Source organism: Pseudomonas sp. BS3782 TE3695 (assembly GCF_050435305.1).
Taxonomy (GTDB): Bacteria; Pseudomonadota; Gammaproteobacteria; order Pseudomonadales; family Pseudomonadaceae; genus Aquipseudomonas.
Genome location: NZ_JBNDKB010000001.1, coordinates 2,658,329 through 2,671,174, shown reverse-complemented (window position 1 = coordinate 2,671,174; position 12,846 = coordinate 2,658,329). Strand labels below are relative to the sequence as shown.

Annotated in this window: 12 protein-coding genes; 8 read left to right on the top strand and 4 right to left on the bottom strand. The window is 56.7% G+C overall.

Features of this window, described 5'->3' with window-relative positions:
* Positions 1–56: 56 nt before the first annotated feature.
* The 3 genes from ABH909_RS12335 to ABH909_RS12325 all read right to left on the bottom strand — a co-directional run bounded on the left by ABH909_RS12335 (position 57) and on the right by ABH909_RS12325 (position 1,743).
* Positions 57–947 (bottom strand): pseudouridine synthase, encoded by an 891-nt coding sequence (locus ABH909_RS12335; RefSeq protein WP_429433407.1) that lies wholly within the window; start codon positions 945–947, stop codon positions 57–59.
* A gap of 72 nt (positions 948–1,019) precedes the next feature.
* Positions 1,020–1,340 carry a transcriptional regulator gene (locus ABH909_RS12330; RefSeq protein ID WP_429439858.1) on the bottom strand — a complete coding sequence of 107 codons (321 nt, stop codon included), beginning with the start codon at positions 1,338–1,340 and terminating at the stop codon, positions 1,020–1,022.
* Between the two features lie 166 nt (positions 1,341–1,506).
* A complete protein-coding gene (locus ABH909_RS12325) occupies positions 1,507–1,743 on the bottom strand; it encodes a glutaredoxin family protein (protein ID WP_318652642.1) in 237 nt (78 codons plus the stop codon).
* 209 nt (positions 1,744–1,952) lie between these two features.
* On the opposite strand from ABH909_RS12325, the gene ABH909_RS12320 reads away from it, so the two are divergent.
* Positions 1,953–3,665, top strand: a complete 1,713-nt coding sequence (locus tag ABH909_RS12320; RefSeq protein ID WP_429433404.1) for a cation:proton antiporter — start codon at positions 1,953–1,955, stop codon at positions 3,663–3,665.
* Position 3,666: 1 nt separating this feature from the next.
* On the opposite strand, the gene ABH909_RS12315 is transcribed toward ABH909_RS12320, so the two are convergent.
* Positions 3,667–4,875: an ammonium transporter gene (locus tag ABH909_RS12315; RefSeq protein WP_429433402.1), complete on the bottom strand. Its 1,209-nt coding sequence runs from the start codon at positions 4,873–4,875 to the stop codon at positions 3,667–3,669.
* A 308-nt stretch (positions 4,876–5,183) separates the two neighbouring features.
* Here ABH909_RS12315 and ABH909_RS12310 point away from each other — a divergent pair, with 308 nt between their 5' ends.
* The 7 genes from ABH909_RS12310 to ABH909_RS12280 all read left to right on the top strand — a co-directional run bounded on the left by ABH909_RS12310 (position 5,184) and on the right by ABH909_RS12280 (position 12,831).
* The gene (locus ABH909_RS12310; RefSeq protein ID WP_007895050.1) at positions 5,184–5,498 is read left to right on the top strand and encodes a DUF883 family protein; all 315 of its coding nucleotides are present in this window, start codon (positions 5,184–5,186) and stop codon (positions 5,496–5,498) included.
* A gap of 1 nt (position 5,499) precedes the next feature.
* Complete coding sequence (locus tag ABH909_RS12305) at positions 5,500–5,889, top strand: phage holin family protein (RefSeq protein WP_007895049.1); 390 nt, start codon at positions 5,500–5,502, stop codon at positions 5,887–5,889.
* Positions 5,886–6,224 carry a hypothetical protein gene (locus ABH909_RS12300; protein WP_429433400.1) on the top strand — a complete coding sequence of 113 codons (339 nt, stop codon included), beginning with the start codon at positions 5,886–5,888 and terminating at the stop codon, positions 6,222–6,224. The genes ABH909_RS12305 and ABH909_RS12300 overlap by 4 nt, the downstream gene beginning before the upstream one ends.
* Positions 6,225–6,388: 164 nt before the next feature.
* Positions 6,389–7,720, top strand: a complete 1,332-nt coding sequence (locus ABH909_RS12295) for a deoxyguanosinetriphosphate triphosphohydrolase (RefSeq protein ID WP_429433398.1) — start codon at positions 6,389–6,391, stop codon at positions 7,718–7,720.
* 170 nt (positions 7,721–7,890) lie between these two features.
* Positions 7,891–8,295: a response regulator gene (locus ABH909_RS12290; protein ID WP_429433396.1), complete on the top strand. Its 405-nt coding sequence runs from the start codon at positions 7,891–7,893 to the stop codon at positions 8,293–8,295.
* A gap of 256 nt (positions 8,296–8,551) precedes the next feature.
* Positions 8,552–9,178, top strand: coding sequence for a response regulator (locus ABH909_RS12285; protein ID WP_429433394.1), 627 nt, complete (start codon positions 8,552–8,554; stop codon positions 9,176–9,178).
* A gap of 8 nt (positions 9,179–9,186) precedes the next feature.
* A complete protein-coding gene (locus ABH909_RS12280; protein ID WP_429433393.1) occupies positions 9,187–12,831 on the top strand; it encodes a transporter substrate-binding domain-containing protein in 3,645 nt (1,214 codons plus the stop codon).
* The last annotated feature ends 15 nt before the right edge of the window (positions 12,832–12,846 follow it).

The following is a 12,846-nucleotide window of genomic DNA, read 5'->3' as shown; positions in this document are numbered from 1 at the left end:
CGCTTTAAAGCGGGCTTTTTCGTGGCTGAAGAAAAGCAGAGGCGTTAGCCCTGTGATCACCACTGCAAGGTGATGGTACTTTCGAATTCTCTTTCCTGACCCGTGACCGGATCGATGAATCGCAGCCCTTGGGCCAACAGTTTCAAAGGGTTGGCATAGTCATCTTCAACGTCCTTGAGCACCTGAGGATAGAACGGATCATTGCAGATGCTGGCCCCCAAGGCTGTCATGTGAACACGTAGCTGATGTTTCTTGCCCGTCACCGGGTACAGCCCATAACGCCAGAGTTCACCGTTTTTTTCCCTGACCTCGACAGCCGTCTCGGTATTGCTGACGCCCGGACCTTCCTGCATGCGAAAAAACGGCTCGCCATCGACAAGTCGACTTTTATGAACCAGCGGGAAGGCATGTTCCGGCAATGCGCGGGCGATTGCTTCATAGCGCTTTTCGATCTGTCTTGCGGGAAACAACGACTGGTACGCCGACCGACTCTGAGGATTGGCTGAAAACAGCACCAACCCCGCCGTATGCCGGTCGATTCGATGCAACGGCACCAAGTGCGGGTTATCCAGGCGACGGATCAGCCGCCGCAGCAACGTCTGCTCCACGTATTCGCCCGCCGGAGTCACGGGCAGAAAGTGTGGTTTGTCCGCCACCACCAGATGCTCGTCGGCATAGAGGATCGACTCCACTACCGGGATCGGTTTTTCGTCCGGTACCTCACGGAAATAATGAATCCGCAGACCTTCCTTGTAAGGCAGGTCCAGGGCGATCGGCAGGCCTTGCCCATCAAGGACACGACCGCGAGCAATTCTGTCCAGCCAGTGTTCACGACCGATGGCGCTGAAGTGTGCGCACAGACAATCGAGTACGGTCTGCCACGGCCCCGGCGGCAGGTAGAGCGTGCTGGCCTGGTTATGTGCAGCAGAAAAAGATGAAATGGACATACGAAAAGCTCTGACCCTCAATGCAGGGCGGCATTATCCAACAGTGGCCGGAACGAACCTAGAAGAGAATCCTCAGGCCGGTATCGACTGTGGGCGAGCGGCCGCTTCGGTGAACTCTTTGAGCCAGCGCAGCACATCGACTGCTTCCCAGCGCCCCGGATCATAAAGCGCATACAACAACCCCTGATAGCCCACGACATCCAGCTGCCGGTGGTAACCCGCACGCTGGAACAAGGCTTCGATTTCGGCGAAACAGGTATTGAAATGCAATTTGTTGAAGGGTGTTTTCCCCTCCGTGACCAGACCATCCAGACGCAGTTCGAGGACAGCCTCGCGCACCACGTCCGCCGACATTCGGTTCACGCTGTTCTTCAATTGCTCGACATTGACCAAGGTTTCATCCCTCTGACGTCCGGGATCGGCTGCCAAACCCGAAGGGAGAAGCATGGCAGGCAATCGGAATAACTGTATGCGCATACAGTAACCGAATAATCCGCCTTTGGCCAATGGATGAAACGAGGATCGCGACAGGTGAGACGCATCGCCAGCAGTGTCAGGGTTAGCGCAGGAACGCCACCACGTCATCGGCACTGAATGGCCATCCCAACTCAGCACCGGTATCGACCCGTCGCAACACCGGAATACGCAGACTGTAGGCTTCGAACCAGGTTTCATCGTCAGCAATATCCACCAGTTCCACCAACAGACCACGCTCGACAAACTCCATCAGCATGGCTTCGGCGACTTCACAAAGATGGCAACCAACGGTGCCGAACAGCTGACATTCAGGAGGCATGACGACAAGACCCATCGAAGTAAGCGCTCATTCTAGGCCCGCTATCAAAAGCAGTCGAGCCGATCCCCTATCTGTCTGAGCAATGGCTGATTTCAAGAGATTTCGGCAAACTCGTGACGCATATCATTGGCCTTGACGGACATTTGCGCGATGCTCGCGTCTTTTTTACTTCTACGCTTGAGTAGCCAGACCCTTTACCGGAGTTTTTTGTGTTCGCCAATCTGTTGATCATCTTCACCGCCTCTCTGGTGGTGATTGCACTGTTCCAGCGCCTGCGTTTGCCACCGGTGCTGGGTTACCTGTGCGTAGGGCTGATGATCGGGCCGACAGCGTTCGACTGGGTGAATGAAAGCGAAGAATTGCCCGACCTTGCCGAGTTGGGCGTGGTGTTCTTGCTGTTTTCTCTCGGGCTTGAATTTTCCCTGTCGAAAATGCTCGCCCTGCGCCAAGTGGTATTTGGCCTGGGCAGCCTGCAAGTGCTGGTTTCCGGGATAGTGCTGGGGGGCTTACTGATCCTGTTTGGCATGCCAACCACGCCTGCACTGTTACTCGGTGCCGGTTTGGCGCTGTCGTCCACCGCCATTGTCAGCAAGGAATTAAGCAGCCTCGGTGAGCTTTTCAGCCGCCACGGCCAGAATGCCATTGCCGTACTATTGTTCCAGGACGTGGTCGCTGTGCTGCTACTGACCCTGGTGCCGGTGTTTGCTGGCAACAGCGACCAGGCCTGGTATTGGGCGCTGCCATTGACGCTGGGCAAGACCATAGTGCTGTTCGTCGGCCTGCTGCTGGTCAGTCGCTGGTTTCTGCCTCGGCTGTTCCATGAAGTCGCCGCGTCCCGGTCCGCAGAGTTGTTCGTGCTGTTGGCGCTGGTGATCGTTTTGCTGACGGCCTGGCTGACTCACCTGCTCGGCCTCTCCCCTGCCCTGGGCGCCTTTCTCGCCGGCATGCTGCTGGGGGAAAGCCACTACCGGCATCAGATCGAGGCGGACATCCGTCCGTTTCGCGACATTCTGCTCGGGGTATTCTTCGTCAGCATCGGCATGTTGATCGACTTGCGCTTGTTTGCCAGTCACGGCTTGCTGATTCTCAGTCTGACGCTGGGATTACTGCTGATCAAAGGCACCGTGGTCGCGCTGCTGGTCAAATGGCGCGGCAGCGATGTCGAAACCGCCTGGCGCAGCGGTCTGGCCCTGGCCCAAGGGGGTGAATTCTGTTTTGCCCTGATGACGCAAATGCAGCAGAACAAACTGATGCCCGCCGACTTCGGTGGCTTGCTGCTGGCCGCCACCTTCTGCTCGATGCTGGTGACGCCTTTGCTGCTGCGCGCCGCTCCCCACATCGCCACACGCCTGCACCACAAGCCCAACGAAGAAGCTGAACTCGAAAAAATCAGCGCGCTCAACGCTGGCTTGCATAATCACGTAGTGATCTGTGGGTATGGCCGCGTAGGTCAGTCCATCGGGCGCGTCCTGCGTAATGTAGATCAACCGTACATTGCACTGGATACCGACCCGGTGCGGGTTCAGGAAGCAGCCGTCAATGAAAGCTGCGTTCATTACGGCGATTCACGTCGCGGCGAACTGCTGGTGGCGATAGGGCTGGAACGCGCCAGATTACTGGTGGTCGCCGTGGACCAGACGGACATCGCACTGTTGATACTCAAGGAAGCACGCCGGTTCAACCCGAGCGTGTCGATCCTGGTACGCACACGAGACGACAGTCAGTTGGCCGAGTTGAAGGCGGCCGGTGCCAGTGAAGTCGTACCCGAGTTGCTGGAGTCGAGCCTGATGCTCGCCTCCCACGCGCTGATCATGCTGGGCATACCCGGCCAGCAGGTGCGAGACCGGGTCGACCAGGTACGGCGTGACCGCTATCGCCTGCTGCACGGCTTTTACCCCGGCGCCGGCGATGAGGAACGCTGATTCAATCCTGGCTCACGGCACCGATCTTGTGCACCGACAAGTCCGCGCCGTGATACTCCTCTTCCTGGCTCAGGCGCAGACCATGAAACGCCTTGATGACGCCATACACCGCAAAACCGCCAACCAGCGCCACGATCACGCCCAGAGCAGTGCCGATCAACTGACTGATCAGGCTCACGCCCCCCAAACCACCCAAGGCGGTTTGACCGAAAATGCCACAAGCGATCCCGCCCCAGACACCACACAGCCCATGCAAAGGCCAGACGCCCAGCACATCATCGATACGCCATTTGCCTTGGGCGGCGGTAAAGCACCAGACGAACAATGCCCCGGCGAGGGCTCCGGTCACCAATGCGCCGACCGGGTGCATCAGATCGGAGCCGGCGCAGATCGCCACCAACCCGGCCAATGGGCCGTTATGCAGGAAGCCCGGGTCATTGCGCCCGACGATCAACGCCGCCACGGTGCCGCCGACCATGGCCATCAACGAATTCACCGCGACCAGCCCGCTGACCCCTTGCAGTGTTTGAGCGCTCATTACGTTGAAGCCGAACCAGCCAACGATCAGAATCCAGGAGCCCAACGCCAGAAAGGGAATGCTCGACGGCGCGAACGCCACCAGTCGTCCATCGCGATAACGACCCTGCCTTGGGCCGAGCAACAACACCGCCGCGAGTGCCAGCCAGCCACCCATGGCGTGAACCACCACGGATCCTGCGAAATCATGGAAACTGGCACCGAAGCGTTCCAGCAACCAGGGTTGCAGGCCAAAGTTGCCATTCCAGATCATGCCTTCGAAGAAGGGATAGATGAATGCCACGATCAGCGCCGTCGCACACAACTGGGGGACGAACCGGGCGCGCTCGGCGATGCCTCCCGAAATGATTGCCGGTATCGCCGCAGCAAAAGTCAGCAGAAAGAAAAACTTCACCAGCCCATAACCATGATCGGCGGTGATTACTGCCGCCGGCTGCATGAAAGTGACTCCGTAGGAAATCCAATAGCCTATAAAGAAGTAGGCCAGGGTCGAAATGGCGAAGTCGCTGAGGATCTTCGACAAGGCGTTGACCTGGTTTTTTTGTCGAACCGTACCCACCTCTAGAAAGGCGAAACCGGCGTGCATGGCCAGGACCATGACTGCACCGATAAGGATGAACAACGTGTTGGAGCTATGGACCAGACTGTCCACAGCACTTTGCAGATTTTCCATGGATTGGCAGACCTGAAGGCTGAAAAAAAAGCACCAAAGCAGTTCGCGCAGAAGGCTGACGCACCAAGTTGCAGCCGATCCGGACTGAAGCGCTGATCCGGATGAACCGCTTTGGCGCACAAGAACGGAACCTTTGCGCGAGTTTTGATTATTTGAGTTAAGGTTTTCCTTAAATCATGCCCGGCAACAGCGCAACGGCGCAGGCTGACGCACCACGACATAGCAAAAGTTGTACCAGTCATTTGTACTGAACCTTCACGCAAGGCTCATACTCGAACGCTTCAGAAGCCACTCACGGAGATCACCAAATGGCACGCACCACAGCAAAGACTGCTCAAGAAGTTCTGATGGAAGATTTTCAGACCCTGGTCACCGACACTGAAAGGTTGCTGGAACACACCAAATCCCTGGCTGGCGATCAAGCCGATGAGTTGCGCCAGCAAATCCATGACAGTCTGCTGCGCGCGCGGGAAACCCTGAAATTGACCGAAGACTCTGTGCGCGAGCGCGGCAAAGCCGCTGTCACCGCCACGGAAGATTACGTCCAGGCCAACCCATGGCAATCGGTCGGAATCGCGGCTGGCGTGGGCTTCCTGATCGGCCTGCTGGCCACTCGGCGCTAATATGGCGATCGGCGAATCCGGCCCGTCCGCGACGGGCACCGGCTCATCCCCGCGGCGCCTCGGTGCCGCGTTTCTTGGACTGCTGCACAGTCATGTCGAACTGTTCGGCATTGAATTGCAGGAACAAAAAGCACGCACCGTAAGCCTGTTGTTGTTTGCAGGCCTGACGCTGGTCTTTGCCTTGTTATTGCTGGTGGGCTTGTCGACGCTGGTGTTGATCCTGTTCTGGGACACCTATCGCCTGGCAGCAATCATCGGGCTCTGTGTGTTCTATACCCTCGCCGCGTTGTTCTGTGCGATGCGCTTGAGAGCAGCGATTTTCGATGAATCCTCGCCCTTCCACGGCACCCTGGAAGAGTTGGCCAATGATCGGGAGCGTCTGTTGCCATGAGCCTGTCTGAACTTCCCCGCAACAGCTCACGCGCGGAAATGCGCAAAGCGCTGATTCGCCTGCGCATGGAAATGCATCGCCAGGAAATCCGCCACGAATCCCAACACCTGCTGCATCCCCTGCAACGGGTGCGTGGCATGACGCAAAACCTGCAAGACGGTCTCGGCATCAAACACGCCCCGCTCTGGGGCATCGCGGCCGTGATCGGTTTGGGCTTTCTGACCGGCAAGGGTGCCAAGGGTGGCGGTATCGGCAGCCTGACTCGGCTGGCTCGCCTGGGGGTCACGCTGGGGCCACTGATCAAGCTGATCATGCAGAACTCGCGCAAACACTAATCAGCCCTGTTTGACTGCATTCTTGCGGTACCACAGGATTAAGCTCTTTATCGAGAGGTTGATCCTGTGTGCAGGCTATCCTGCCGCGGGACTCTAGTTCTCCTTGCAGGGACCGGTGCGAACCGGGAAGCTAAGGGCTCAGTCACCTGACGGAGAAACCAGCCTTGGATTGGCAAACTCTGCTTACCCGCGAACGCCTCGGAAAGCCTGTGCACAGCCCGGAAGAACTCGGCCGCAGCCCTTTCCATAAAGACCACGACCGCATCATTTTCTCGGGCGCGTTCCGCCGTCTCGGACGCAAGACCCAGGTCCATCCGGTCTCCAGCAACGATCACATCCACACACGCCTGACCCACTCGCTGGAGGTCAGTTGTGTCGGCCGTTCACTGGGCATGCGCGTTGGTGAAACCATCCGCGGCGCCCTGCCCGACTGGTGCGAACCGAGCGATCTGGGCATGGTGGTGCAATCGGCTTGCCTGGCCCATGACATCGGTAATCCGCCCTTCGGTCATTCCGGTGAAGACGCGATCCGCCACTGGTTCCAGCAGGCCGCCGGCCGTGGCTGGCTGGATGCCATGAGCGAAGTCGAACGCAACGACTTCCTCAATTTCGAAGGCAATGCCCAAGGTTTCCGGGTACTTACCCAGCTTGAATACCACCAGTTCGAAGGCGGGACCCGGCTGACCTACGCCACGCTCGGCACCTACCTCAAATACCCATGGACTGCACGGCACGCCGACTCACTGGGCTACAAGAAGCACAAGTTCGGCTGTTATCAAAGCGAACTGCCACTGCTGGAACAGATCGCTCACAAGCTCGGCCTGCCCCAACTGGACGAACAACGCTGGGCGCGCCATCCGCTGGTGTACCTGATGGAGGCCGCGGACGACATCTGCTACGCGCTGATCGATCTGGAAGATGGCCTGGAGATGGAGCTGTTGGAGTACACCGAAGTCGAGTCTCTGCTGCTGGACCTGGTGGGCGACGATCTTCCGGAAACCTATCGCCAGCTCGGCCCGCAAGATTCGCGGCGGCGCAAACTGGCGATCCTGCGAGGCAAAGCCATCGAACACCTGACCAACGCAGCAGCCCGAGCATTCGTCGAGCAACAGGACGCGCTGCTGGCCGGCACGCTGGCTGGCGACCTGGTGGAACACATGCATGGCCCCGCCAAACGTTGCGTCTTGAATGCCAAGGACATGGCGCGCAAAAAAATCTTCCAGGACAAGCGCAAGACACTCCACGAGATCGGCGCCTACACCACCCTGGAAATCCTGCTCAACGCCTTTTGTGGTGCGGCATTGGAGCAACACAACGGCCGTACGCCATCTTTCAAGCATCGCCGCATACTCGACCTGTTGGGCAACAATGCACCCGATCCTCATGGCCCTTTGCACACCTCCTTCTTGCGCATGATTGATTTCATCGCCGGCATGACTGACAGCTATGCCGGTGAAATGGCACTGGAAATGACCGGTCGTTCAAGCCACCGATAAAAACGTCTCGATCAGCCATATCAGAGAGCACTGAACGGCTGATCGAATTCTCGACATTCATCTGTATTTCAACGTCGCCGGAATCGCCCTACACCTTGTGCGGAGCGGACTGATCGATTGTTCGGCCATCTCGCGAAATAATTGCACTCCCTTTGCTCGACAGATAACTCATGAAAACTCCTGTGTTCAAACGTGATTGGCGCATCTTGCTGGTGGAAGATCATCCCTTTCAGCTACGGGCGACTCAGTACCTGCTCGAGAGTTTTGGCTTCACCCAATTGACCACCACTGACAGCGCCAGAGGCGCCTTGCAACAAATGCTCAAGGCTGCGCAACCGTTCGACATTCTTCTGTGCGACCAATGCCTGCCCGATCTTGCAGGCCTTGATTTGATCGAATACGCCAGTCACCGGGGGATGATCAGGCAGGCAATACTTCTGAGTAGCCTGACATCCGTCGAATTGGACAAACTTAAAGTCATGGCTTACGAACATGGATTGCCCTTACTCGGTTACTTGATCAAACCATTGAAACAATCAGACTTCAGAAACTTGTTGACCTTGGCATCCGTATAAAAACACGGAAAATCCAAACACACTCAAACAGTGATCAGCGTAAAGATTCAGACCTCTAACTCAATGCTTTCAATCGCTTGACCAACCCTGCCAGACTTTGTCTTTCCTCATGCAAAACCTAGTTGATACGTAGTCCCATTCTTCTTCAGTTGTAGGACTTTTCCTATAATGCCGCTATAGCACCCTCAGTTCATGCGGCCCCATAACTATCTGAGCTAAGGTGCGCGCATTATTTGTGTACGTATGGGATTTGATTATGAACTCCGTTTTTATTGTCGACGATCACCCTGTCATCCGCCTTGCGGTTCGAATGCTGCTTGAACATGAAGGTTACAAAGTCGTCGGCGAAACTGACAATGGGGTCGACGCAATGCAGATGGTTCGCGAATGCATGCCTGACCTGATCATCCTCGACATCAGCATTCCCAAACTGGATGGGCTGGAAGTTCTTTCCCGTTTCAACGCCATGAGTACATCTTTAAAAACACTGGTATTAACTGCACAGTGTCCGACACTTTTTGGTATCCGCTGCATGCAGTCCGGCGCATCGGGCTATGTATGTAAACAGGAAGACCTCAGCGAACTGATGAGTGCGATAAAAGCCGTTTTATCAGGTTACAACTACTTCCCCAGTCAAGCGCTGAACCCTGTTCGTCGTGACGACGCGCGCTGGGCCGACCTGGAATTATTCAAGTCCGTCAATGATCGAGAACTGATGGTATTACAACTTTTCGCCCAAGGTCGTACAAACAAAGAAATTGCCAAGGGCATGTTTCTCAGCAACAAGACGGTCAGTACTTATAAAAAACGACTGATGCAGAAACTCAAGGCCAAATCCCTTGTTGAACTCATCGACATGGCAAAACGTAACGCATTAGTGTGAGAAACAGGATGCCCAGCCGTTTCAAGGATTGTTTGATACTCATGGCCGCGGGTTTATGCCTGAGCACTTCAGTACTCGCGACTCAGAGAGCCAGCGAACACTACAGCCTGCTCAGTCGTTCGACGGTCGGACACATGGAAGTCCAGCTGGATCCCTCACAACGACAATGGATCAAAGACAAACATGAATTGATCCTGGGTACATCGGCCCCGGATTATCCTCCTTTCGACCTGACCCTCAGCGGCCATGACTATGAAGGTTTCACCGCCGATTACGCAGGCATCCTCGGCAAGGCCACAGGGTTGCCGGTCAAGGTTCAGCGCTTCGCATCCCGAGGGGCCGCGATCGAGGCCCTGGAAAAAGGCCAGGTCGACATGCTTGGCACCGCCAATGGGTTCGAGGCCGACAATGCCGACATTGCCCTGTCCACGCCTTATGCGGTGGATCAACCCGTACTGGTGACACGAGAAGGAGAAACCAGGTCGCTGACCGATGGACTTGCCGGCATGCGGCTCAGCATGGTGTATCACTATCTGCCTCTGGACGAAGTCAGGGCGCTGTATCCGAAGGCAATCATCACCTCTTACCCCTCCTACCAGAATGCAATCAATGCGGTTGCCTTCGACCAGGCCGATGTTTTTCTCGGCGACACCATTTCAACCCACTACATGATCAACAAGGGGTATTTGAACAACATTCGCATGGCCAACTTCGGTAAACACGAAGCCCATGGTTTCAGCTTTGCCGTGCAGAAGGACAATCCGCATCTGCTCGCAATCGTCAACGCAGTACTCAAGGCTATCCCCACCAGCGAGCGAGAAAACATCGCCAAACGCTGGAGTGCCGGTAGCGACATTCTTCTCACCGATCACAAGCTGCAACTCAGCCACCGTGAAGAGCGCTGGCTGGCACAACATCCAGTCGTGCGCGTCGTGGTCAATGAAGCGTTTGCACCGCTGACGTTTTTCGACAGCGACGGCAACTTTCGGGGCGTCACGGCTGATCTGCTCGAGCTGATCCGATTACGCACCGGTTTGCGTTTCGACATCCAGCGCAGCCGAAGCGATGACGAGATGATCGAGCAGATCGCCAATCATCAGGCCGACCTGATCGCCGCCCTGCTCCCCAGCGTCCAGCGTGAAACGACGTTGAGCTTCAGTCGTCCCTATCTGGAAAACTCCTTTGTGCTGCTGACGCGCAAAGCGGCCGACAGCCCGACAAACCTCACGCAATTGCAGGACAAACGCCTGGCCATCGCCCAAGGCAACCCGCTGTTGGATTACCTGCGCAGCGAGTTTCCGCGGATCAACCTGGTTGAAACCCCGGACACGTTCAGTGCCGTTGAGTTGCTCGCCGAGGGCCAGGCAGAAGGTGCGGTGAACTCACTGGTGATCGCCAACTACTTCATCTCATCGCGGATCTTCGAACAGACGCTTCAAATCAGCACCACCATCGGTACCCGACAGGCAGCGTTTTCCCTGGCGACCGGGCGCGACGCCAAGGAACTGAATGCCATCCTCAACAAGGCACTGCTGAGCATCGCCCCCGAAGAGCTGGGCATCATCAACAACCGCTGGCGCGGCTATTCAGCAGCCTCGCAAAGTACCTGGCGCAACTATCATCGCGTGTTCTACCAGATCGTTATAGGCGCCGGCGTGTTGCTGCTGATATCCGTTGCCTGGAACGCCTATATGAGGCGCCAGATCAAACAGCGGCAGGCGGCCGAGCGTGCATTGAACGATCAACTGGAGTTCATGCGATCGCTGGTCAATGGCACGCCTCATCCCATTTACGTGCGTGATCGCCAAGGATTGCTGCAAAGCTGCAACGACAGTTACCTGGAAACGTTTTGCGCGAAACGCGAAGACATCATCGGTAAAGGTGTCATACAGGGCACCCAGGGCAACATCTTCGAAGCACGGGAATATCAGGCGGACTACCAGCGCGTCATGGCCGAAGGAACGCCGCTGATTCTCGACCGTTCGTTGCACATCGAAGGCCGCAAGCTGACGATCTATCACTGGATTCTTCCTTATCGCGACTCGAGCGGTGACGTGCAGGGCGTCATTGGCGGCTGGATCGACATCAGCGAACGCCGGCAACTGTTCGATGAACTGCGGGCAGCGAAAGAACAAGCCGATGCCGCCAACCGAGCTAAAAGCACCTTTCTGGCGACCATGAGTCATGAGATCCGCACGCCCATGAATGCAATCATCGGCATGCTCGAACTGACGCTCAAACGTATCGATCACCGTCATCCGGATCGCCCCGCCATCGACGTCGCATACCACTCGGCAAAAGACCTGCTGGAGCTGATCGGGGACATTCTCGATATTGCGCGTATCGAATCCGGGCGTCTGAGCCTGAGCCCGGAGCGTGTCGATCTGGCTGAAACCGTAGCCTCGGTGGTGCGGATTTTCGACGGGCTGGCCCGGCAGAAAAATCTCGGACTTCAACTGCAGTTCAGCCCTGCCAAATCGGCAATCGATGTCGTACTGGACCCGATGCGCTTTAAACAGGTGCTCTCCAATCTGATCAGCAATGCCATCAAGTTCACGCAACAGGGCCAGGTCAGGATCAACGTCGAGTTGCAGCCGAGCGACGAGCCCGACCGGGTTCAGTTGCAGTTATTGGTGGAAGACAGTGGCGCAGGGATTAGCGAACAGGATCAACAGCGCCTGTTCGAGCCTTTCGTCCAGGCCGATAATGCCGGCCAGTCAGCCAGAGGCGGTGCGGGGCTGGGCCTGGTGATCAGTCGCAATCTGTGTGAAATGATGGGCGGCAGCCTGCAATTGAATAGTAGGCCGGGAGTCGGCACACAGGTCCGCATTTCGCTGAACCTGGCCACCTTGCCGAGGGAACGGATACCGGCATCTGTCGAGCCGCAGATCCAACCAAGCACTTCCCCCTTGAGCGTACTGGTGGTCGATGATCATCCGGCCAATCGCTTGCTCATGTGTCAGCAACTGGAGTTTCTGGGGCATCGGTTCAATGTCGCAGCGGATGGCGAGGCGGGGTTCGAGGCCTGGAAGAATCAGCCATTCGATCTGGTGATTGCCGATTGCAACATGCCGATCATGAATGGATATGAGCTGGTCCGGGCCATTCGCCAACATGAACAGCAGTTCAAACGCTCTCCCTGTACCGTTCTGGGTTTTACCGCCAACGCTCAGCCGGAGGAGAGACAACGCTGCAAACTGGCCGGAATGGACGATTGCCTGTTCAAACCCCTCAGCCTGACGGCCTTGAGCCAATGGGTCGAAGGCATCACGCCGACGATCCGCGCGCCGGCCTTCAGTGTGGAGGGGCTGCACCTGTTGACCGGTGGCAACCCGACACTGAACCAGCGATTATTGACCGAACTGCTGAACAGCAATCGCCTGGACCGCAAAGCGCTGCTGACGCTATCCGAGTCAAAGGACCGGCAATCACTCCTCGACATTGCGCACAAAATCAAGGGCGCGGCCCGAATCGTCCAGGCCTGCCGACTGATCGACAGTTGCGAGGCGCTCGAACAGGCCTGCAGCAACAGTTTCCACGACGATGAAGTGGCCGATTGCTGCAAAGCCATGGCGCGCGCCATGTTCGAACTGGAGCAATCATTGCAGCAACAGATGGCACCCCATGACAAAAGCACAATGAAGGAGCATTGACTGGCCGGCTTGATG